Here is a 21453-nt window from a genome sequence, read left to right as displayed (position 1 = left end):
GGGAACACGCACGGGTGCCGAGGGGTTTGCTGGAAGGTGCGCCGGGTCGGCCCCACGGGCGAGACCCCGACGCGCACGACCGAAGGGACACTGACACATGACCACGGAACTCCTCCCCGCCCAGAGCGCGGGCACGTTCGCCCTCGGCGGCGACCTCACGATCAACCGCCTCGGCTACGGCACCATGCAGCTCACCGGCGACGGCGTCTGGGGCCCGCCCGACGACCAGGACGGCGCCATCGCCGTCCTCAAGCGAGCCATCGAGCTGGGCGTCAACTTCTTCGACACCGCCGACTCGTACGGCCCCGCCGTCGCCGAGCCCCTCATCGCGAAGGCGCTCAAGCCCTACCCGGACGACCTCGTCATCGCGACGAAGGCCGGCCTCACCCGTTCGGGCCCCAACGTGTGGCCTCCGGTGGGACGCCCCGAGTACCTGCGTCAGCAGACCGAGATGAGCCTCCGCTGGCTCGGCGTCGAGCGCATCGATCTGATGCAGCTCCACCGCGTCGACGAGAAGGTGCCGCTGGAAGACCAGGTCGGCGAATTCAAGAAGTTGCAGGACGAGGGCAAGATCCGCCACATCGGCCTGAGCGAGGTCTCCGTCGACCAGCTCAAGCAGGCGCAGAAGGTCGCCGAGATCGTCTCCGTGCAGAACCTGTACAACCTGACGAATCGCTCCTCCGAAGAGCTGGTCGACTACGCCACCGAGCAGGGCATCGCCTTCATCCCGTGGTTCCCGCTGGCCACCGGCGGTCTCACCGGAGCGGACAGTCCCCTCACCGAGCTCGCGGAGAAGAAGAACGCGACCCCGGCCCAGCTCGCCCTGGCCTGGCTGCTCAAGCGCTCCCCCGTCATGCTGCCGATCCCCGGCACCAAGTCGGTGGCGCACCTCGAAGACAACCTGCTCGGAGCCGGCATCGAGCTCAGCGACGCCGAGTTCGACGAGCTGTCGAACATCCAGAAGTAGAACACCTGTCGAATCGGGGGATGCTCGGGCTACCGTGAGCGCATGGAACTGCGTTTCACGGGCCCGATCTTCTTCTGGCGCGGGCCGGCGCCCTTCCACTTCGTGAGCGTGCCCGAAGCCGAGAGCGCCGCCCTCGCCGACGTCTCGCCGCTGGTCTCCTACGGCTGGGGGATGATCCCCGCGACCGTGCGGATCGGCGGCACCACGGCGACGACGGCGCTCTGGCCGAAGGACGGCGGCTACATCGTGCCCGTGAAGCGCGTGTTCCAGGACGCCGAGCAGGTGTCCGTCGGCGACACGGTCACGATCGTGTTGACGGTCGACGTCCGCACCTGATCCCGGCGTGCATCCCCCGCTCGCCGCTCGGACAGGCGGCGACAGCCGCTCGTCAGGAGGAGACGCGGCGGACGAAGGGGCGGGTGGCGATCAGGACGACCGCGGCGACGACGACGCCGATGAGCGTCTCGAGGAAGCGCTGCCCGATCAGCTGGTCGATCGGCAGCGGCGACGCGAGATGCACCATCGTCAGCGCCAACGGCGTCACCCCGATCACCGTGATGGCGTAGTTGCGCATCGAGAAGAGCTCGGCCCAGATCTGGCAGGCCGCCACGAACACGAGCAGGACGATGAGCGGCGGGTTCAGCGAGAAGACCAGCGCTGCGATCGCGAGGCCGAGGACGGTGCCGAGGAACCGCTGCGTGCCCCGCCCGAGCTGGGAGCCGAGCGTCACTCCCGCCAGCGGGACGGTCGCCGACACGGCGGCCCAGTAGGGGTGCCCGATGCCGACCGCCGTCGCGATGCCGCCGGCGAGGAGCGGTCCGGCGCCATACCGGACGATGTCGAGCTTCACCCCGGGCGTGCGGAGCACCTCGACGAGGCGGACGGCCGGCCGACGCGGGTTCTTGACCGCGGCGGCGTTCGGGTGGAGGCGTCCGATCTGCCCGACGAGGATCGCGAAGGCGGCCGCGGCGAGGGGCAGCAGGGTGGCGGGCACGAGATCGCTCGGGGTGTGCGGAACCGCCGATGTCGAGCCGACCGCGAAGACGAAGAACAGCGACGGCACGGGCAGCAGCCCGGCGGAGCGCGACAGCAGGAGACCGGCGATCGAGATGACGGTCATGATGGCGACCGGCAGGTAGGTTCCCGGCGCCAGGAGGCCGGAGAGCGTGCCGGCGACCACGGCGACGGTCATGCCGACCCCCATGATGCTCTGCACCCGCAGCCGTTCGCCGTAGGTGTTGTGACGACCCCAGATCCCCGCCATCGCGCCGAACACGGCATAGAGCGTCAAGGTGGGATGCCCGGACAGCGCCAGAATCGCGATGGGCGCGACGACCGAGAGGCCCACCCGGATCGACCCCCAGTGCGCATAGTTGTGCGGGCCGACGCGGACGACCTCGCGGCGCCAGTCGCCGAGGAGGCTCGGGGCCGGTGTCGTCTCGGGGGCGGGTGCGGGTCGGGTCGTGGTCACCATTTGATTTTGCCACAAAACGATTCCTGCCGCCAGCGGGTGAGCCGAACCGTCACGCGGGCCCGTGCATCCCGCCGTTTCGTCCTTGGCCCCTCGTTGCGAGGCCGTCACGATGGGGCGATGACGACGACCGCGAACGTTCAGACCGACACCGCCCACGAATGGAGCGACCTCGAGGCCGCCGGGCGCGACCACCTCTGGATGCACTTCTCGCGCATGGCTCCGTTCCAGGAGAAGCCGATGCGGGTCATCGACCACGCGGAGGGCGTCTACCTCTACGACGACAAGGGGCAGAAGATCCTCGACGGGCTCTCGGGGCTGTTCGTGGTGCAGGCCGGCCACGGTCGGCACGAACTCGCGGAGGCGGCGGCCGAGCAGGCCAAGAAGCTCGCCTACTTCCCGGCCTGGGGCATCGCGAACAGGCCGGTGATCGAGCTGGCCGAGCGTCTCGCCTCCCTCGCTCCCGGCTCGTTGAATCGTGTGTTCTTCACGTCGGGCGGCGGCGAGGCCGTCGAGAGCGCCTGGAAGGTCGCCAAGCAGTACTTCAAGCTGACCGGCAAGCCGATGAAGCACAAGGTGATCAGCCGGATGGCGGCCTACCACGGCACGACGCAGGGAGCCCTGGCGATCACCGGACTGCCCGCGATGAAGCAGGCCTTCGAGCCGCTGACCCCGGGCGGCTTCCGGGCCGCGAACACCGACTTCTACCGCGCGCTGGAGCACGGCGACGACGAGGTCGCGTTCGGCCTCTGGGCGGCCAACCGCATCGAGGAGGCGATCCTGCAAGAGGGGCCCGACACCGTCGCGGCGGTCGTGCTCGAGCCGGTGCAGAACTCGGGCGGCTGCTTCACTCCCCCGCCCGGCTACTTCCAGCGGGTGCGGGCCATCTGCGACAAGTACGACGTGCTGCTGGTCTCGGACGAGGTCATCTGCGCCTTCGGCCGACACGGCACGACGTTCGCGTGCGAGAAGTTCGGTTACGAGCCCGACATCATCACCTGCGCCAAGGGCATGTCGAGCGGCTACGGCCCGATCGGCGCCATGATCGCCAACGAGCGCGTGATGGAGCCGTTCCTGCAAGGCACCAACTTCTTCCCGCACGGCTACACCTTCGGCGGCCACCCCGTCTCGGCGGCGGTGTCGTTGGTGAACCTCGACCTCTTCGAGCGCGAGCAGCTCAACCAGCGTGTGCTCGACAACGAGCAGGCGTTCGGCGACACCCTGCGCAAGCTGCTCGACCTGCCCATCGTCGGCGACGTGCGCGGCGACGGGTACTTCTGGGCGGTCGAGCTCGTGCGCGACAAGGGCACGAAGGAGACCTTCGACGCGGCGGCGCGCGAGCTGCTGATCAAGCAGTACCTGCCGAACGCCCTGATGGACAACGGCCTCTACTGCCGCCCGGACGACCGGGTGAACCCGGTCATCCAGGTGGCGCCGCCGCTGATCTCGGGGCAGCGGGAGTTCGACGAGATGGAGCAGATCCTGCGGGGCACCCTGCAGGACGCCTGGGCCCTCGTCTGAGCTCTGCTCCCGACCGAGCCGGCCCCGACTCGACTACATGTCGCGGTAGCGCTTCGCGGCGGCCAATTCCTTCTGCAGACTCTCGACGGTGTTGACCGTGACGTAGGCCGGGGTGTCCCGCTGGAAGCGCCACCCCTCGGATAGCTCGCCGGCGTCGACCACGTCGAAGCCGAACTCGTCCATCAGCGTCGTGACGGTCGCCTTGGCCGCGGCGTCGTCGCCGGCGATCGGCAGGGCGTACCGGTCTTTCGTGCCGGTCGGCGTCGCGTCGGTCGTCAGCTTCGACGCCATGATGTTGTTGAAGGCCTTGACCACGTGGGATGCACCCAGATGCGTCTGCAGGAGGCCCGCCGTGGTCGTCGACTCGTCGTCGAGCTCGGCGATCTGCCCGTCGCGCTGGGGGTAGTAGTTGTTCGTGTCGATGACGATCTTGCCCGCGAGCGGCTCGACCGGCACGGCCGCGTAGTTCTTGAGCGGAATGGTGACGACGGCGATGTCGGCGGCCTTGGCAGCTTCCGTCGCGGTTGCCGCACGAATGCTGCCCTTCGCGCCACTCGTGCCGAGACCGGAGTCGGCGGGGCCGTTGGAGGCCGGGTCGGAGTCGATCTCGGCGACGAGGTCCCCCAGCGTTTCGGGCCCGCGCGAGTTGCTGAGCACGACGTCGTAGCCGTGGCGGACGCCGAGCCGGGCGAGCTGGCTGCCGATGTTTCCTGCGCCGATGATGCCGAGAGTGGTCATGGGGTGTCTCCCTCTGTGAGTCGAATGCTTCCTCGGATAGCCAACTCCTGCATCCCCCGCTCGATTCCAGGTCGGGCGTCGGTGCCCTAGTCTCGAAGCCGAGTGATTGGAACCACCGTGACAGACATGAGCCTGCGCCTCCCGACGAAGAGATTCCAGGCGGTGTTCGACCTCGGGCCGAAGACGGCGGCGACGGCCCCGCCCGACACGGGCCTCGGGCACCCGCTGCTCTTCGGCGACTGGGACGACGAGACCGAGCAGTCCTCGCTGGCCGTCGAGTTCGCGAGCGGGCAGATCCACCTCGACACGGTCGACGGCGGCATCGACTACCACTTCCACCGCGGCACCGGCGAAGACACCGACCGCAGCCCGTGGACCCCGAAGCAGACCGAGCCGATCCTCACCTGGGCGTCGCTGCTGCTGACCGAGTTCCACAACCGCATGCCCGACCTGCTCGAAGACGTCGAGGAGGCGGCCGCGTGGCACGAGGAGGGCTACGACCTCTACGTCTGCGAGGTGGAGGAGCCGGCCCGGCTCGACCTCATCACCGTCGACATCGAAGGCGAACTGCTGACCCTGCCGTGGCTCGGCTCCGGCCACGTCGACCACGACCACATCGAGGGCGACAACCACCCGATCGCGCTGCTCTGGTCGGCATCCGAGGCGTCGGCGCCCGACGTGCCGATCGCCGAGGCCCGCCTCGACCCGGCCACCGAGCAGCCCGTCACGAACGCGCTGCCCGGGGTCGACTGGACCGCAGTGGGCATGCCCGCCGACGAGGTGCTGGCCTGGCTCGAGGGCATCTACCTGAACCACCACGTGCTGCCCGACGCGGCCGGCACGATCCTGACCGCGGTGCTCGAGCGGATGGGCGGGCTCTCCTTCGCGGAGTAGCTCACGCGTAGAAACGCCCCCGGCCTCGAGAGGCCGGGGGCGTTCTGCGTCCCGATGAGCGGGCTACGCCACGAGCGCGGGATGCACGGCGGTGGCCACGAGAGAGCCGTCGTCCGCCGTGAAGCGGACCCGGCCTCCCGACACCAGCTCGCCGGACACCAGCAGCTCGGCGACCCGGTCGTCGACCTCGCGCTGGATCACGCGACGCAGCGGACGGGCTCCGTACTCCGGCTCGTAGCCGTGCTCGACCAGGAGGTCGGCTGCGGCGTCGTCGAGCTCGAACGCGATGTCCTGCGTCGCGAGCCGACGCGCGGTGGCGCCGAGCATGAGCGACACGATCGATCGGAGCTGCTCGTGGGTGAGCTTGCGGAACAGCACGATCTCGTCGATGCGGTTGAGGAACTCCGGCCGCATCGCCTCGCGCAGCTTGCCCATCACCCGGTCGCGCAGCGCCTTGTCCGAGCCGAAGCCGTTGCCCTCGTCCGAGGCGCTGGCGTCGAAGGGCGTGAACCCGAGCGCCCCGCTGCGGGAGGCCAGGAACTCCGAACCGAGGTTCGACGTCATGACGATCACCGTGTTGCGGAAGTCGACCGTGCGACCCTGGGCATCCGTCAGCCGTCCGTCGTCCAGCACCTGCAGAAGCAGGTTGAAGACGTCGGGGTGGGCCTTCTCGATCTCGTCGAGGAGGATCACCGAGTACGGGTTGCGGCGGACGCGCTCGGTGAGCTGCCCGGCCTCGTCGTAGCCGACGTAGCCGGGAGGGCTCCCGACCAGACGGCTGACCGTGTGACGCTCGCCGTACTCGCTCATGTCGAGGCGGATCATGGAGTCCTCGTCGCCGAACAGCGACTCGGCCAGGGCCTTCGCCAGCTCGGTCTTGCCGACGCCGGTGGGGCCGAGGAACAGGAACGATCCGGTCGGACGGTTCGGGTCGCCCATGCCCGTGCGGTTGCGCCGCACCGACTTGGCGATCGCGGTGACCGCGTCGTCCTGGCCGATCACGCGCTCGTGCAGCTCGGTCTCGAGCTTGCCGAGGCGGGAGCGGTCGCCCTCGGTGAGACGGGAGGCGGGGATGCCCGTGGCGCGCGCGATCATCTCGGCGATGTCGTTCTCGGTGATCCGTGCATCCTGCGATTCGGGGCTCGACTCGGCCTGCGAGGCGGTCGCCTTCGCCAGCTGCGAGCCGACCTCGTCGATCTCGTCGCGGAAGCGCGAGGCGTCCTCGTAGTGCTCGGCCTCGACGGCCTGGTTCTTGGCGGCCTCGAGGTCGGCGAGCTGCGCCTGCAGCGCGGCCGTGTCGACCAGGGATCCGAGGCGCAGACGACGCCGTGCACCGGCCTGGTCGATCAAGTCGATCGCCTTGTCGGGCAGGAACCGGTCGCTGATGTAGCGGTGCGACATCTCGACCGCGGCTCGGATCGCGAGCTCGTCGTAGCTGACGCCGTGGTGCTGCTCGTACGCGCCCTTCAGCCCGTCGAGGATGCGCACCGCGTCGTCGACCGACGGCTCCGGCACCTGCACCGGCTGGAAGCGGCGCTCGAGGGCGGCGTCCTTCTCGATGGTGCGGTACTCCTTGAGCGTCGTCGCACCGATGAGGTGCAGGTCGCCCCGAGCCAGGCGCGGCTTGAGGATGTTGCCGGCGTCCATCGAGCCGTCGCCACCGCCACCGGCCCCGACGACCATGTGCAGCTCGTCGACGAAGACGATCAGCTCGTCCTTGTGGGCGGTGATCTCGTCGACCACCTTGGTCAGGCGCTCCTCGAAGTCGCCGCGGTAGCGGGTGCCCGAGAGCATGCCGGCGAGGTCGAGGGCGACGACGCGCTTGCCGCGGAGCGACTCGGGCACGTCGCCGTCGGCGATCTCCTGAGCGAGGCCCTCGACGATGGCGGTCTTGCCGACGCCGGGCTCGCCGATCAGCACCGGGTTGTTCTTGGTGCGGCGGAGCAGGATCTCGATCGTCTGCTCGATCTCGTCGGCGCGGCCGATTACCGGGTCGAGTTCGCCGGCGGCGGCACGGGCCGTGAGGTCGGTGCTGTACTGGTCGAGGGTCGGGGTGTCGGACTGGCCCTCGCCCGGGCGGCCCGGCGTAGTGCTTGTGGCCGTTCCGTTCGCTCCGGCGACGGCGGCACCGGCGGCCGAGGCGTCGCGGACGAACGCCTGCAGCGACTGGGCCGTGACGCCGGCCGCGTTCAAGAGCTGACCGGAGACGGCGCCCTCGTTGACGACGAGAGCGAAGAACAGGTGTTCGGGGTCGACGTAGGTCGAGCCGAACGCACGGGCGGCCTGAGCCGCTTCGAGCAGCAGACGCTGGGCCGACGAGGTCAGCTGCGGGCGCTGGGGGGTGTCGGAGGACGCGCCGGGGAGGCGGCCTTCGATGGCGCGGACGAGGGCGTCGACGTCGGCTCCGGCGTGTGCGATGGCGTCGACGGCGGGGTGCTCCTCGACGAGCACGCGGAGGATGTGGAGCGCGTCGACCTCGGCGTGGCCGTGCGATGTCGCGAACTGTCCGGCCTGCTGGAGCACCTCGTGCGACCGACGGCTGAGGAGTCGGGAGATGTCGACGGGACGCCCGAAGGAGCCGGCGTTCGCGGAGTTCATAAGGCGGGCGATCATGGCTTCGAAATCGTCCGAAGCGTTCTGACCGGTGAAGCCGTTGGTGTCAGGCAAGGTACCTCCTGGGGAAACTTGAGTGCCTTTGACTCAAGTAAACGCACGGCCGTCTCGGACATTCCCGGTTCGTCGAAAAAGTTGAGCGACGTCGGCTCAACTCCGGTTGGTTAGGCTCGGCGGATGGTCACCGTCATCCTGCCCTGGCGCCCCCAGCCGTCTCGCATCCCCGCTTTCGACGCCGTCGTCGACTGGTACACGACTCACCTGCCGGGTGCCGAGATCCGCACCGTCGACTCGCGCGACGAGGTGTTCAACCTGGCGCAGTGCCGGAATCTCGGGGTCGCCGCCGCAGGCGGTTCGGCCGGATCTTCGCCGGATGAGCCCGTCGTCGTCGGGGACGCCGACACCCTGCCGCAGCCCGCCCCTCTGCTCGCAGCCCTCCACGCCGCGCGGACGTCCGGGCTCGTCCACCTGCCCTACACGGAGTACCACTGGCTCGGCCGACCGGGCACGGCGCAGTTCCGCGACGGGCTCCCGCTCGAGGAGTGCGAGTACGAACTCGTCCGCGGCGCCTGCTCGGGCGTGTACGTGACCACGCCCCGCACCTGGGCCTCGCACGGCGGTCAGGACGAGCGATTCCGCGGCTGGGGCTTCGAAGACGCCGCCTGGTACCTCGCGCACGAGACGCTGCTAGGTGCTCCGCCGCAGCGGCACGAGGGCTCCGTGTTCGCGCTGCACCACCAGGCCGAGGTGCGCGAGGGGCCCCAGTACGACGCGAACGCCGCGCTCATGCAGCGATACCGCGATGCCGCCACGAGCCCCGAGTCGATGCGGGCTTTCGTCTTCGGCGGTTAGCTCGGGCTCGCGAGGGCGGCGTCGACGGCCGCGAGCGCGCGCAGCCGACCGGGGACGCTCCGCAGCGACTCCCCCAGGGCGTCCAGGCGCGCGGCCGTCTCGGACGGCAGGTCCAGCGCCTGCGACAGAGCAGCGGCCAGCTCGGGCACGGTCGCGGTGTTCGGCGCCAACGCGACGCCGAAGCCCGTACGCTGCAACGCGGCCGCCCCGGCGAACTGGTCGGTGGAGAACGGCAGCACGACGACGGGGACACCCGCCGTCATGGCCTCGGTGACGCTGTTGTTGCCGCCGTGCGTGACAGCGGCGGCAGCGGCGCCGAGCAGCCGCACCTGCGGCAGGAACTCCCGCACCAGCCACGATGCAGGCAGGGGCCCGAGATCGGCGAGCGCTGCCGACCCCTGCGCGATCGCGGCACGCAGGCCGAGCGACTGCAGAGCGGAGACCACGCGCGCCACGACGTCCGACCGCACCGACAGGAAGCTGCCGAAGCTGACGTAGACGAAGGGCTCGTCGCTCGACGCGAGCCACTCCTCGACTTCGGGGTCGAGAGGCTCCGTGCGCACTGCGGAACCCAGGAACTCGTGCCGGGGCAACTCCCGCGCCGGATCGGCGAGCTCGGCCGGGTAGTTGAGGAGAAGGAGATCGCCGTGCTCCGCGAACGCACTGGCCGACGGCGATGCGGCGGGGTCGAGGACGGCGAGCGCGGCGTTCCACTCCCGCGTGAACGACGCACTGACCCGATCGCAGAGCTCGCGCAGGTCGGTGAGCTGTGCACCGCCCGGCTCGAAGGCGCTCGGCCACACCGGGGGGAACCCGTAGACCTCGCCTGCGACGGGCAGGGCCGTGGGATGCCCGAGCACCACGTCGGCGTAGGGCACCCGCCCGGCCGCCAACGCCAGGCGCGCGCTGAACGCGAGGTGGTCGACGACGACGGCGTCGGGTCGCACGGACTCGACCACGGCGAGCACCCGGCGGGCGGTCTCGACCGGCTGCCACATGAGGTCGGTGAGGCGCTCGCCCGCCTGGTAGGCCAAGGTCTCGGTCATGCCGAGCCGAGTGGCGTCGAAGAAGCCGCGCAGGGAGTCGTCCTCGCCCTCGGGCTGGTCTTCAGCACGGATGATGCCGGGGTTGGAGCCGCGGGCGAGCGGCAGGTCGACGCGCTCGAAGCCGAACGACTCGACGATGGCAGCGGTGGACGGCCCGGTGGCGACCACGACGCGCTCGCCCCGGTCTCGCCAGGCGGTGCCGAGGGTGGCGAGGGGAAGGAGGTGCGAGGCGTAGTCGGGGCTGATGATCAGGAGGGTCATCGGGCGAGGAGGCTCCAGTCGCGTTCCGTCACTTCGTCGCGGTGGACGCGCGTGTACACGGCGGCGAGGGCGCGCGCCATGGCCTGGATGGTGAAGCTCGCCTCGACGGTGGCGCGCGAGCGGGCGGCACGGGTGTCGTCGGTCTCGGCGGCGACGTGGGCGAGGGCATCCCCCATCGATTCGGCGAGCCGGGCGACGTCGTAGGTGCGGGTCAAGAAGCCGGTGACCCCTTGCTCGACGTAGGTGGCGGGGCCGCCGCCGTCGGGTGCGACGACGACCAGGCCGGCACCCATGGCTTCGAGGAGGGCGATGCCGAACTCCTCTTTCAAGCTGCCGCAGACGTAGACGCCGCGGGGGGCGGCGAGGCCGGGCACGCCGAAGCGGGCGGCCGCGACCCAGCGCGCGACGGTGTCGTTCGGGCGGTGGCCCGGTAGGAGCAGGCCGGCGGCGGCCCGCTCCGCCACCGGCACGAGCGCGTCGACGAGGTCGAGCTGCTCGCGCTCGTCGGCCGAGGGGTGCTCGAGGTTGCCGCCGACCAGCAGCAGGTTGGCGCGGTCGCGCAACGGCCCCGTCGCCCAGGCCTCGACGATGGTCGCCATGCCCTTGACGCGGTGGAAGCGGCCGACGCTGACGAGCAGGGGCAGGTCGCGACGCGACTCGGGCAGGGTCTCGAGAAGCGCTCGGAGCTCTGCGAGGGGAGGGGTCGCGGGCCGGCCGGCGGCGTGATCGGCCGCCTCGGCGACGGCGCGGTCGACGACCTCGAGGTCGATGCCCTCGGGCACGACGGTGTGGCGCTCGGGATGCGCGGTCACGTCGATGCCGACGAGCTCGCGCATGTCGTCGGCCAGGTTCGGCCGGGGGAAGAGCACCGTGTGCGCGGCGTTCGACGCGAGCTGCTGCACCAGGCGGGCGCGGAACCAGAAGTGCTCGCGCTCGTCGGTGTCGCCGAAGTTCTCGCGGGTGAGGCTGCCCGACAGGTCGAGCGACTGGATGACGGCGTGAGGGTCGGGGGCGACGGTGAAGACGACGGGGATCTCGAGCTCTCGAGCCACGTCGGCGGCGGCGAGGCTGCCGACGTCGGCCATGCGCAGGTGCAGCACGTCGACCCGGGCGGCGCGGAGCATGCGGCGGATGCCGCGCCTGGCCGCCACCCGCAGGGGCCAGGCGTTGGCCGACTGCACCGGCTCGCTCAGCAGGGGGATGCGGCCGTAGGCGTGGCCGAGTCCGGTCGCGGCGACGTCGGACACGCTGTCGAGGGCGCCGAGGGTCGAGCCGCGGGACATGGTCACCGCCTGGCCGACCTCGCCGGTGGCGACGAGTGCGTCGCCGAGGCGGACGAGCAGGGTGGCGATCCCGCCGTTGTCGCCGCTGCCGGCCTGGGTGAGGTCGGCGTCGATGTCGGCGTGGAGGAAGAGCTGAGCGACGCGGAGGTCGGCCGGGCGCTGATCGGCGGGCTGCGGGGCGAGGTCGACCAGCGCGAGGCGGGCGACGTCGGCGAGGTGTCCGTCGCCGCTGGCCAGCCCCTCGAGCGCGGCCGCGACGGCGGAGTCGCCCGGACGCTGGCCGAGGGCGGAGACGGCTGCGACTCGGACGTGCTCGGGTTCGGAGGCGTCGAGCGCGATCCGGAGCAGCGGAGGCGTGGCGATGTGGTTGCGGACCAGGCCGAGGGTCTCGACGACGCGGTAGCGGGCGGCCGGCTCGCGCACGCCGAGGAGCGCGCTCTCGAGACCGATCGCGATGGGGTCGGGGGATGCGGAGGTCCAGGCTTCGAGGGTCGACTGCCCGAGCATCCCCGCGAAGCCGCCGTCGACGACGAGGCCGATCAGGCGGGCGATCGTGTCGAACCGCGGCAGCCGCGAGGCCAGAGCGAGAGCGGCGTGCTCGCGCACGAAACCGCGGCGGCTCGAGAGCAGCGAGGACAGGACCACGTCGGCCTGCACGTCGAAGACCTCGGACAGCGCGTGGATCGCGGCGATGGCCGTGAGCTGGTCGGGGCCGTCGAGAGCAGCAGTCAACAGACGGATGGTGCGCGCCCCAGGGGTGCGGCCAGCCTCGAACGCGAGGTCGTCGGCGCGACGCATCATCTCGACGAGGCGGTCGGCCTCGTGGACGGCGTCGAGGGAGGTCTGGATGCCCATGGCGCGGGGCCTTTCTCTAGTAGCGTCGTCGCGGTGCTCGGAGCGCCCCTCGAATCCTAGACATCGGAGCCGCAATCAGCATGGGTACCTCGAATATGACGAACGATGCCCCTTCGGGCCAGGGCGATGTTCGGAGCGAACCCGATGCGCGACTGGTCGGGGACGCGGGTGCGGGGGCTGCGCGCCTGGTGGTCATCGGCGACGTCGGCGTCCTCGACGGCATGGTGCACATCGGCGACGAGGCGATGTTCGAGGAGTTCGTCGAGCAGATGCGCGCTCGGGGGGTCACACGGATCACGGCCCTGTCGTCGAACCCCGCGGAGACCGAGGAACGCTACGGCGTCGACGCGGTGCTGAACGTCGGGTTCGCTCCGGGGCTCGTCGGAGGCCGCGACGGTCAACGGGCGCGGATGGAGCGGGTGCTCGCGACGGCGTCGGCGGCGGCGGCGGGAGCCCCGGCACCGTCCGACGCCCTCGCACCCGACGACTCGGCGCACGCGGTCATCGCCGCCGTGCGAGACGCCTCGGGCGTGGCCATCGCCGGCGGCGGCAACATGGCCTCGATCTGGCCGCTCCACATCTTCGAGCGCGCCACCCTGGCCGGCCTCGCGCGGATCTTCGGCAAGCCCCTCGTCGTGAGCGGTCAGACGATCGGGCCCGAGCTGACGGGCGAGGACCGCGATCTCGTCGCGGAACTCCTCTCGTCCGCCGCCCTGGTCGGCCTCCGCGAGTCGGCGTCGTACACGCTGGTCGAGTCGCTCGGCGTCGACCCGCGTCTTCTCACCGCGACGATCGACGACGCGAGCTTCGTCGGCGCGAGCTCCGTCGGCGCCGGCTCGTCCGAGCCCCGCTCAGAGAGCGAAGGCGACGAGGATGCACGCCCCTCGCTCGTCGTCAGCCTCGCCTCGCACGTGGGCGACGCCGACCGCGGCCTGTTCGTCCCGGCCGTGGCGAGCCTCCTCGACGCCCTCGCTTCGGAGAGCGGGCTCGGTGTGACGTTCCTCGCCCACTTCGGTTCGCTCACGCCCGGAGACGAGCGCGGCGACTCGGTCATGCACCGCGCCGTGATCGACGCGATGACCACCACCGACGTCGCCGTCGTCACGCCCACCGACTCGCCTGCAGCCGCCCGCCTGGCCCGCTCGGCGGCCCTGGTCGTCACGAGCCGCTACCACCCGGCCGTCTTCGCCGTCGCCGGCGGGGTGCCCACGGTCGGCATCGCGGTCGACGACTACACGACCGTCAAGCTGACCGGCGCGCTCGGCAACTTCGGGCAGTCCTCGGTGGTGTCGGCCGCCGCGGTGATCGACGGCTCGGCGGTAGACGTGGCACTCGGCGCCTGGCGGGTGGCGGCGACGACGCGTGCCTCGTGGCAGGACCGGATCGGGGATGCCCGTGCCACCTCCTCCGCCTGGTGGGACCGGGTGGCGGCGGCGCTGCGCCCCTGACCCGGCGCTCCCCTGCACTGCCGCTCGCCCCGCATCCCCCGTCTGTCCGCCCTGTCCGCCGCCTGTCCGCCCCGCCCGCTCGCCGGTCCTGTTCGCATTTGGCGAGCGATCCGCCGCTCCGGCCACCGACACGCCGCAGTTTCCCGGGCCCGGCGGCCGGATCGCTCGCGAAATGCGCACCCGTCGGGGTCAGGCGAGCGAGCGCCGCATCACGAAATTACGCAGAACGACTCCCCGGACGACCGGACGCCCCTCCTCCACCACTGAGAAGCCGTGCCGCTCGAAGAACGGCCGGGCCGACAGGCTGGCGTGCGTGCAGAGGTCCGAAGCTCCGGCCTGCCGTGCCCGGGCGGTCACGGCCCCGAGCAACGCCGTCGCCACCCCCTGGCGGCCCGCCGAGGGGTCCACGAAGAGCATGTCGATATAGCCGCGGCCGTCCACATCGCTGAATCCGAGGATGCCCGAGCCCGCGTCGTCGACCGCCACCACCGTCCCGGCTCCCGCCCGCCGAACGGCCCACGCCGCCGGATCGATGTCGTCGCTCGACCACGCCGCGATCTGCTCCGCGTCGTAATGTTCGGCCGCGGTCACACGGACGGCCCGACGGAACACGGCGAGAGTCGCGAGAGCGTCGGCGGGGTCGTAGGCGCGGAGGTGCATCCCCCGATTCTGGCGCCCTTCGAGCCCGGGGAACGGGCGAGGCTGCAAGCGCCGACGTCGCGTTCGCATTTGGCGAGTGAATCGCGGGCCCTGGCACCGACACACCGCTCTTTCCCGCTGTCGGCCGCCGGATCACTCGACATTTGCACCCACTTCAGGCGGCTCCGCCGCGGCGAGCGGCGACGACCCGAGCGACGGCACCACGACCGTGCGGATCGCGACACTGCCCAGCGGCATGCTGTCGAGCGCGAGCCGGATCGCCACCTCGCGCTTCTCGTGCGTCACGGAGAAGGGCACGACGGCACCCGACGTCAGTCGCGCCTGCACCTCAACGCGGAACACGACCGGGCCCGCCGACGCCTGGGGTCGTCATGAGACCAGGGAGAGCGGAGGCCGGGCCTGGTTCTGGGAGCCGTGACTGATCACGATCCCCACGAGGCGGGAGCCGTCGGGAACACAGTCTTCGAGGGCCCGGATCAGACGCGACGGGGAGTCGGCGTGCCGGGCGATCCGTTCGATGGCGGTGTTGTGGTCCATGCAGATGGCGTAGCCGTCCATGTCGGACGCTTCCCTCGGTGATTCGGCCCGAACGGCAAGCGTGGCAGAGATCGGCGACGACGCGCCCGACGGCCTCCACATCGCCGACAGTCCCCTCTGCCGTCGACGGGTCGCGAATCGCGGCGCCGTCCCTCGAGGACGACCCGTCAGGGCGTCCACTTCGGCTGGTCAGCCACCGCCCGCCAGGCGAAGTCGTACATCAGCGCGAACAGGCGCGCGCTGGCGCGGTTGTCGACCGCGCCGCCGTGGCCGCCGTCGTCGTTCTCGTAGTACCGCACGGACTCGATGCCGAGCCCCTGCATCCTCGCCGCCATCTTCCGGCCCTGCACCGGGCCGACGCGGTCGTCGCTGGTCGCCGCGTAGATGAGCGTCGGCGGGTACTCGACGTCGTCGCGGAGCAGGTGGTACGGCGAGAACGTCTTGATGTACTCCCACTGGTCGGGCACGTCGGGGTCGCCGTACTCCGCGATCCACGAGGCGCCCGCGGAGAGGTGCGTGTACCGCTTCATGTCGAGCAGCGGCACCCCGCAGACGACGGCGCCGAACAGCTCGGGGTAGGTCGTGAGCATGTTGCCGACGAGCAGCCCTCCATTGCTCCGCCCCTCGCACGCGAGCTGTGCGGGCACGGTCACGCCGCGGGTCACGAGGTCGCGGGCGATGGCGGCGAAGTCCTCGTAGGCGCGGTGCCGGTTCTCCTTGAGCGCCGAGGTGTGCCAGGCCGGCCCGAACTCGCCGCCGCCGCGGATGTTCGCGAGCACGAACACTCCCCCGCGCTCGAGCCAGGCCCGCCCGATCACGCCGCTGTATTCGGGCAGTCGCGCCGCCTGGAACCCGCCGTAACCGGAGAGGAGCGTGGGATGCGCGATCCCCTCCTCGAGCCCCGCCGCCGCCACCTGGAAGTACGGCACCCGGGTCCCGTCGTCCGAGGTCGCCCAGTGCTGCGTGGTCGTGTACTCCGACCCGTCGAAGAACGCCGGCGCGGACTTCACGACCTCGAGCGGCGCACGGTCGGGGCCGTCGCCGAGCACGCCTCGCAGCAGCCGGGCGGGCGTGGTGAAGCCGGTGGCGTGGATCCAGATCTCGTCCGACTCGTCGGAGTCGGTCGCGACGACGCGGGCGGTGCTCAGTGCGGGCAGACCGTCGAGCGCGGTCGCAGCCCAGCCGTCGGCGGGATCGAGCACGAGGATGCGCGTGGCGACGTCCACGAGGAGCGTCAGCACCAGCCGCGTCCGGGTCCAGGCCCACGACGACAGGGCCGTGTGGGCGTCGGGCACGAACACCCGCTCGAAGGCGCGGTCACCCGCAAGGAAGTCGTCGAACGGCAGCGCGAGCAGGGTGCCGGTGGCGTGGGTGGCGCCGCCGACCGTCCAGTCGGAGCGGGGCTGCACGAACAGCCACTCGCGGTGCAGGCTGACGTCGGCGTCCTCCGGCAGGTCGAGCGGGACGAGGACGCCGTCGACCAGCACCAGCGTGCGGCTCCGGTAGAAGTCGAAGACCTCGGCGACCACGTCGCGCTCGAATCCGGGGGTGTGGTCGTGCGAGGCCGCCACGGTCAGATCGGTGGGGGCGACCTCGTGGACGAGCCGTGCATCCCCCGTCTTCTGGCCCCTTTCGAGGCGGCGGACCGTCCGCGGGTAGCTCGAGGTGGTCATCGAGCCCTCGCCGAAGTCGGTCGCGACGTAGATGCTGTCGCGGTCGATCCACGAGGCGCTGCCCTTCGAGGTCGGCACGACGAAGCCGCCCTCCGCCTCGGGGACGAAGCGGCGGGCGACGACGTCGAACTCGCGGACGGTCGTCGCGTCGCCGCCGTCGGGGCTGAGCGAAACGAGGGCGAGCGTGTGGTCGTGCGGCAGGAGGCGGGCCCCCGCGAAGACCCACTCGGTGCCCTCGGCGCGCCCCAGCTCGTCGACGTCGAGCAGCACGTCCCACTCCGTGTCGGCACTGCGGTACTGCTCGAGCGTCGTGCGACGCCACAGGCCTCGCGGGTGCTCGCGGTCGCGCCAGAAGTTGTAGTAGAACTCGCCCCGCTTGGAGACGTACGGGATGCGGTCGTCGGAGTCGATGACCTCGAGCAGCCGATCCGTCAGCGCCTCGAACTCGGGCCCGGCGACGGACTCCAGCGTCGTGGCGGTCTGCTCGGCCGCCCAGGCGAGCGGCGCTTCGCCGTGGATGTCCTCGAGCCAGGCGTTCTCGTCGTCGAGGGTGTCGTGGGTGTGCGGGGTGTCGTGGGTCACCCCAACCACGCTACTGCGCGGCGGGCGGCGGGTAGGCGCCGGGGCCCCCGGGGATCTGACCGCGGGCGGCCAGCTTCCGCCCCTTGACCTCGCGGAAGTAGGCGTTGGACGGCGTGAGGAACATCAGGACGGTCGCGACGATGCCGGCGACGGTGGCGAGCGCACCCAGGCCGTAGGCGCCGGTGACGGCGGAGAGCGACAGCACGGTCAGGATCAACAGCACGATGCGGGCCCAGTTGGCGCCGCGGCGCATGACGAGGTCGAAGACGACGAAGAGCACCAGGAAGACGATCGACAGGACGATGCCGGTCACCAGCGAGCCGCGGATGATCGTCTCGGCCTGGGCCTGGGTGAGGCTCGTGCCGGCGACCTGCGCGGAGACGCGGTCGCGGGCCTGCGCGGCGACCGTGCCGAACGAGGCGATCGAGACCACGATGGCGACCAGCTTGACGAGGGCGACCAGGAGGAACAGGTAGAAGGCGATGTTCACGAAGCGCGGCGGTGTGACCGGCCCGGCCTTCGCCGGGTACGAGGGGCCACTGTCGGGATAGGGCTGGGAAAACGTCATCGTGGGTTCCTCCTCGAATCCGGCGTCGCCCCCTCGGGTGGTGAGCAATCGTCGTCGTTGGTGAGACTACTCAGGCGGCGCGTCGACCGCCCGCACTGCCTCGCGGCACGTCTAGGAACGTCCCCCGGGTGGTGCCAGACTGGTACTCACCGTCCCCCGAAGGAGCCCCGCTTTCGTGACATCCTCGCCACCGCGCGATTCCGCCCGACTCGCGTCGATGAGCGCGCTCCTGTTCGACCTCGACGGGGTCCTCACCCCGACGGCCGAAGTCCACATGCGCGCCTGGTCCCGTCTGTTCAACGACGAGTTCGCCGCCCGGGGCGTCGCCGCGTACACCGAGGCGGACTACTTCGAGTACGTCGACGGTCGGCCCCGCTACGACGGGGTCCGGGCGATGCTCGCTGCCCGGGGCATCACGCTTCCCGAGGGCGCCCCCGACGACGCGGCCGACGCCGAGACCGTCTGCGGGCTCGGCAACCGCAAGAACGCCGTCTTCGCCGCCGAACTCGAGGAGAACGGCGTCAGCCCGTACCCGGGCTCGGTGGTCCTCGTCGACGCGGCGATCTCCGCCGGCGTCCAGGTCGCCGTCGTGTCCAGCTCGCGCAACGCCGTCCCGGTCCTCCGGGCAGCCGGGCTGCTCGACCGTTTCGCCGTGATCGTCGACGGTCTCGTCGCCGCCGAGGCCGGGCTGCCCGGAAAGCCGGCGCCCGACACCTACGTCGAAGGCGCCCGCCGTCTGGGCCTGGCCGTCGAAGCCTGCGTCGTCCTCGAAGACGCCACCAGCGGCGTGCAGGCCGGTCACGCGGCTCCCTTCGGTCTCGTCGTCGGCGTCGACCGCGGCGTGGGGCACGACGCTCTGCTCGAGTCCGGTGCCGACTACGTCGTCGACGATCTCGCCGAGCTCGTCCCCGACCTCCCCTCCCGTACCTCCTCCTCCCCCACCGCCTCTTCCTCCTCGACTCCGGAGACTGCCGAATGACGACCATCACGTCGGACCCGCTCGACCGCAACCGCTTCCCCGTCGACGAGTGGGCCCTCGTCGAGACCGAGTTCTCCGACGACGACCAGGGCACCAACGAGACCGTCTTCGCCGTGGCCAACGGCTACCTCGGCATGCGCGGCAACCTCGACGAGGGTCGGGGCGGTCACTCGTACGGCACCTTCATCAACGGGTTCCACGAGACCTGGCCGATCCGTCACGCCGAGGAGGCCTTCGGCTTCGCCCGCGTCGGGCAGACCATCGTCAATGCGCCCGACGCGAAGGTCATCCGCCTCTACGTCGACGACGAGCCGTTCGTCATGGCCGAGGCCGACATCCTCCGCTACTCCCGCCGGCTCGACTTCCAAGACGGCGTCCTCTCCCGCGAACTCGAGTGGCGCACGCCGTCCGGCAAGCGCGTCCTCATCCGAAGCCGCCGCCTCGTCTCCTTCGCCGACCGGCACCTGGCCGTCGTCGAGTACGAGGTGACCATGCTCGACGCCGACGCATCGATCCTGATCTCGAGCCAGATCCTCAACCGCCAAGACCTCGGCGACGAGTACCACGCCGGGATGCGGGCCGCGGCGACCTTCGATCCGCGCAAGGCCGAGTCGTTCGCCGACCGCGTGCTGCAGCCGAAGGTCAAGAAGAGCCACGGCACCCGGTCCGTCCTCGGCTACCAGACGACCAACTCGGGCATGACCATCGCCGTGGGCGCCGACCACAGCATGTCGACTGCGAACGAGTGGCAGGAGTCGTCGCAGATCGACGACGACCTCGCGAAGCACGTCTACCGGGTCCAGGCCAAGGTCGGCCAGCGCATCCGCCTCGTCAAGACGATCACCTACCACACGTCGCGCGGCGTGCCCCCGCGCGAGCTGGCCGACCGCTGCGACCGGACCCTCGACCGCGCGCTCGAGATGGCGCCCGAAGAAGTCTTCGAGACCCAGCGCGACTGGCTCGACGACTTCTGGGCCCGCACCGACGTCGAGCTGCCCGGCCACCCGATCCTGCAGCAGGCCATCCGCTGGAACCTCTTCCAGCTCGCCCAGTCGACCGCGCGCACCGACGGCGCGGGAGTGGCGGCCAAGGGCGTGACCGGCTCCGGCTACGGCGGCCACTACTTCTGGGACACCGAGATCTACGTGCTCCCGTTCCTCACCTACACGGCCCCGAACGTCGCCCGCAACGCCTTGCGATTCCGGCAAGGGATGCTCGACGCGGCTCGCGAGCGCGCCACCGAGTTGAACCAGCGCGGCGCCCTCTTCCCGTGGCGCACGATCAACGGCCTGGAGTCGAGCGCGTACTACGCGGCCGGCACGGCGCAGTACCACATCGACGCCGACATCACCCATGCGCTGATGCAGTACGTCGCGGCCACCGGCGACGAGGACTTCCTCGACCGCGGCGCCATCGACATCCTCGTCGAGACCGCCCGGCTCTGGGCCGACCTCGGCTTCTGGCGCTCGAACGGCGACGAGAAGTTCCACATCGACGGCGTCACGGGCCCCGACGAGTACACGACGGTCGTCGACGACAACCTCTACACGAACGTCATGGCCCGGGCCAACCTCTGGTCGGCCGTCCGCATGTGCGAAGAGCTCGCGGTCCGCAACCCGCAGGCGTACGCCCGCATGGTGCAGCGCCTCGGGCTGGAAGAGCACGAGATCCGCGGCTGGAACGCCGCCGCCGACGCGATGGAGATCCCCTTCGACGCGCACCGCGGCATCCACCCGCAAGACGCGCAGTTCCTCGACAAAGAGCTGTGGGACCTCGACTCCACCCCGGCGTCGAAGCGCCCGCTGCTGCTCCACTACCACCCGCTGGTCATCTACCGCTTCCAGGTGCTGAAGCAGGCCGACGTCGTGCTCGCCCTGTTCCTCCAGGGGGCCGAGTTCACCCCGGCCGAGAAGCGCCGCAACTTCGAGTACTACGACGCTCTGACGACCGGCGACTCGACGCTGTCGGCCGTCGTCCAGTCGATCATCGCGGCCGAGGTCGGGCACCACGAGCTGGCCCGCAGCTATTTCCTCTCCTCCCTCTTCGTCGACCTCGCCGATCTGCACCACAACACCTCCGACGGCGTGCACGTGGCGTCGACGGGCGGCATCTGGAGTGCCCTGGTCTACGGCTTCGGCGGGATGCGCGACCACGACGGCGTCATCAGCTTCAACCCGCGCCTTCCGAGCGACTGGGAGCGCCTGACGTTCCGCATGACCGTCCGCGGCTCGCGCATCCGCGTCGACCTCGAGCAGACCACGATCACGTTCACGATCGAGGAGGGCACCGAGGCCGAGGTCCAGGTCAACCACGGCCGGGTCGTCGTCACCAAGGGCGAGCCCGTCACCGTGCCGTTGCGCAACCAGGGCCCCCGAATCGACACGCCGCCGCCGACCACGAGCGACCTCCGCGGCATGCTGCGGGCCGACGGGTCGGTCGTCACGGCGTCGATCCCGACGATCTCGGTCGACCGCAGCGACGTGGAGGCCGACGTCACCAGCTAGC

The 21453-nt window shown here is 70.9% G+C and carries 18 protein-coding genes; 8 read left to right on the top strand and 10 right to left on the bottom strand.

The features are described 5' to 3' along the window. Positions 1-97: 97 nt before the first annotated feature. Positions 98-967: an aldo/keto reductase gene (locus tag ABEA39_RS13950; protein WP_345376520.1), complete on the top strand. Its 870-nt coding sequence runs from the start codon at positions 98-100 to the stop codon at positions 965-967. 42 nt (positions 968-1009) lie between these two features. After that, positions 1010-1303 (top strand): DUF1905 domain-containing protein, encoded by a 294-nt coding sequence (locus ABEA39_RS13945; protein ID WP_345376519.1) that lies wholly within the window; start codon positions 1010-1012, stop codon positions 1301-1303. A 52-nt stretch (positions 1304-1355) separates the two neighbouring features. On the opposite strand, the gene ABEA39_RS13940 is transcribed toward ABEA39_RS13945, so the two are convergent. Further along, the gene (locus ABEA39_RS13940) at positions 1356-2438 is read right to left on the bottom strand and encodes an FUSC family protein (RefSeq protein ID WP_345376518.1); all 1083 of its coding nucleotides are present in this window, start codon (positions 2436-2438) and stop codon (positions 1356-1358) included. A 120-nt stretch (positions 2439-2558) separates the two neighbouring features. Here ABEA39_RS13940 and ABEA39_RS13935 point away from each other — a divergent pair, with 120 nt between their 5' ends. Beyond that, a complete protein-coding gene (locus ABEA39_RS13935; RefSeq protein WP_345376517.1) occupies positions 2559-3959 on the top strand; it encodes an aspartate aminotransferase family protein in 1401 nt (466 codons plus the stop codon). Between the two features lie 33 nt (positions 3960-3992). Here the strand turns inward: ABEA39_RS13935 and ABEA39_RS13930 are convergent, their stop codons facing one another. After that, the gene (locus ABEA39_RS13930; RefSeq protein WP_345376516.1) at positions 3993-4697 is read right to left on the bottom strand and encodes an NADPH-dependent F420 reductase; all 705 of its coding nucleotides are present in this window, start codon (positions 4695-4697) and stop codon (positions 3993-3995) included. Positions 4698-4823: 126 nt separating this feature from the next. Here ABEA39_RS13930 and ABEA39_RS13925 point away from each other — a divergent pair, with 126 nt between their 5' ends. Beyond that, positions 4824-5591 carry a hypothetical protein gene (locus ABEA39_RS13925; protein WP_345376515.1) on the top strand — a complete coding sequence of 256 codons (768 nt, stop codon included), beginning with the start codon at positions 4824-4826 and terminating at the stop codon, positions 5589-5591. Positions 5592-5654: 63 nt separating this feature from the next. Here ABEA39_RS13925 and ABEA39_RS13920 read toward each other — a convergent pair whose 3' ends face one another. Continuing rightward, a complete protein-coding gene (locus ABEA39_RS13920) occupies positions 5655-8258 on the bottom strand; it encodes an ATP-dependent Clp protease ATP-binding subunit (RefSeq protein ID WP_425556978.1) in 2604 nt (867 codons plus the stop codon). 123 nt (positions 8259-8381) lie between these two features. On the opposite strand from ABEA39_RS13920, the gene ABEA39_RS13915 reads away from it, so the two are divergent. After that, the gene (locus ABEA39_RS13915) at positions 8382-9056 is read left to right on the top strand and encodes a hypothetical protein (protein ID WP_345376514.1); all 675 of its coding nucleotides are present in this window, start codon (positions 8382-8384) and stop codon (positions 9054-9056) included. On the opposite strand, the gene ABEA39_RS13910 is transcribed toward ABEA39_RS13915, so the two are convergent. Continuing rightward, a complete protein-coding gene (locus ABEA39_RS13910; protein WP_345376513.1) occupies positions 9053-10363 on the bottom strand; it encodes a glycosyltransferase in 1311 nt (436 codons plus the stop codon). The two genes, ABEA39_RS13915 and ABEA39_RS13910, sit on opposite strands and share 4 nt — an antisense overlap. Next, positions 10360-12501, bottom strand: a complete 2142-nt coding sequence (locus tag ABEA39_RS13905; protein ID WP_345376512.1) for a glycosyltransferase — start codon at positions 12499-12501, stop codon at positions 10360-10362. Before ABEA39_RS13905 ends, ABEA39_RS13910 begins: the two co-directional genes overlap by 4 nt. Positions 12502-12596: 95 nt before the next feature. Here ABEA39_RS13905 and ABEA39_RS13900 point away from each other — a divergent pair, with 95 nt between their 5' ends. Then, positions 12597-13949, top strand: coding sequence for a polysaccharide pyruvyl transferase family protein (locus ABEA39_RS13900; RefSeq protein WP_345376511.1), 1353 nt, complete (start codon positions 12597-12599; stop codon positions 13947-13949). A gap of 189 nt (positions 13950-14138) precedes the next feature. Here ABEA39_RS13900 and ABEA39_RS13895 read toward each other — a convergent pair whose 3' ends face one another. From ABEA39_RS13895 to ABEA39_RS13875, 5 genes are all read right to left on the bottom strand, one after another. After that, a complete protein-coding gene (locus ABEA39_RS13895) occupies positions 14139-14609 on the bottom strand; it encodes a GNAT family N-acetyltransferase (RefSeq protein WP_345376510.1) in 471 nt (156 codons plus the stop codon). A 132-nt stretch (positions 14610-14741) separates the two neighbouring features. Then, on the bottom strand, positions 14742-14951 hold the full coding sequence (locus ABEA39_RS13890; RefSeq protein WP_345376509.1) for a hypothetical protein: 210 nt from the start codon (positions 14949-14951) through the stop codon (positions 14742-14744). A gap of 27 nt (positions 14952-14978) precedes the next feature. Beyond that, complete coding sequence (locus ABEA39_RS13885; RefSeq protein WP_345376508.1) at positions 14979-15167, bottom strand: hypothetical protein; 189 nt, start codon at positions 15165-15167, stop codon at positions 14979-14981. Between the two features lie 146 nt (positions 15168-15313). Next, positions 15314-17401: a prolyl oligopeptidase family serine peptidase gene (locus ABEA39_RS13880; RefSeq protein ID WP_345376507.1), complete on the bottom strand. Its 2088-nt coding sequence runs from the start codon at positions 17399-17401 to the stop codon at positions 15314-15316. A 10-nt stretch (positions 17402-17411) separates the two neighbouring features. Continuing rightward, positions 17412-17969 carry a hypothetical protein gene (locus tag ABEA39_RS13875; RefSeq protein WP_345376506.1) on the bottom strand — a complete coding sequence of 186 codons (558 nt, stop codon included), beginning with the start codon at positions 17967-17969 and terminating at the stop codon, positions 17412-17414. 217 nt (positions 17970-18186) lie between these two features. Between ABEA39_RS13875 and ABEA39_RS13870 the strand changes: the two genes are divergently transcribed. Together ABEA39_RS13870 and ABEA39_RS13865 are read left to right on the top strand one after the other, a co-directional pair. Further along, a complete protein-coding gene (locus ABEA39_RS13870; RefSeq protein ID WP_345376505.1) occupies positions 18187-18948 on the top strand; it encodes an HAD family hydrolase in 762 nt (253 codons plus the stop codon). After that, positions 18945-21452, top strand: coding sequence for a glycoside hydrolase family 65 protein (locus tag ABEA39_RS13865; RefSeq protein WP_345376504.1), 2508 nt, complete (start codon positions 18945-18947; stop codon positions 21450-21452). Before ABEA39_RS13870 ends, ABEA39_RS13865 begins: the two co-directional genes overlap by 4 nt. Position 21453 lies beyond the last annotated feature (1 nt).

The sequence above is a fragment of the Frondihabitans cladoniiphilus genome, assembly GCF_039544345.1.
Lineage (GTDB): Bacteria > Actinomycetota > Actinomycetes > Actinomycetales > Microbacteriaceae > Frondihabitans > Frondihabitans cladoniiphilus.
Note: the sequence above shows the minus strand (reverse complement) of the source record. Positions and strands in the feature narration are given on the sequence as shown.

Excerpts from the sequence above, each read along its gene's own strand:
- ABEA39_RS13915 (WP_345376514.1), top strand. The coding sequence starts at position 8,382 with ATGGTCACCGTCATCCTGCCCTGGCGCCCCCAGCCGTCTCGCATCCCC.
- ABEA39_RS13865 (WP_345376504.1), top strand. The coding sequence starts at position 18,945 with ATGACGACCATCACGTCGGACCCGCTCGACCGCAACCGCTTCCCCGTC.
- ABEA39_RS13925 (WP_345376515.1), top strand. The coding sequence starts at position 4,824 with ATGAGCCTGCGCCTCCCGACGAAGAGATTCCAGGCGGTGTTCGACCTC.
- ABEA39_RS13905 (WP_345376512.1), bottom strand. The coding sequence starts at position 12,501 with ATGGGCATCCAGACCTCCCTCGACGCCGTCCACGAGGCCGACCGCCTC.
- ABEA39_RS13910 (WP_345376513.1), bottom strand. The coding sequence starts at position 10,363 with ATGACCCTCCTGATCATCAGCCCCGACTACGCCTCGCACCTCCTTCCC.
- ABEA39_RS13945 (WP_345376519.1), top strand. The coding sequence starts at position 1,010 with ATGGAACTGCGTTTCACGGGCCCGATCTTCTTCTGGCGCGGGCCGGCG.
- ABEA39_RS13875 (WP_345376506.1), bottom strand. The coding sequence starts at position 17,969 with ATGACGTTTTCCCAGCCCTATCCCGACAGTGGCCCCTCGTACCCGGCG.
- ABEA39_RS13930 (WP_345376516.1), bottom strand. The coding sequence starts at position 4,697 with ATGACCACTCTCGGCATCATCGGCGCAGGAAACATCGGCAGCCAGCTC.
- ABEA39_RS13870 (WP_345376505.1), top strand. The coding sequence starts at position 18,187 with ATGAGCGCGCTCCTGTTCGACCTCGACGGGGTCCTCACCCCGACGGCC.
- ABEA39_RS13895 (WP_345376510.1), bottom strand. The coding sequence starts at position 14,609 with ATGCACCTCCGCGCCTACGACCCCGCCGACGCTCTCGCGACTCTCGCC.
- ABEA39_RS13950 (WP_345376520.1), top strand. The coding sequence starts at position 98 with ATGACCACGGAACTCCTCCCCGCCCAGAGCGCGGGCACGTTCGCCCTC.
- ABEA39_RS13900 (WP_345376511.1), top strand. The coding sequence starts at position 12,597 with ATGACGAACGATGCCCCTTCGGGCCAGGGCGATGTTCGGAGCGAACCC.
- ABEA39_RS13935 (WP_345376517.1), top strand. The coding sequence starts at position 2,559 with ATGACGACGACCGCGAACGTTCAGACCGACACCGCCCACGAATGGAGC.
- ABEA39_RS13885 (WP_345376508.1), bottom strand. The coding sequence starts at position 15,167 with ATGGACGGCTACGCCATCTGCATGGACCACAACACCGCCATCGAACGG.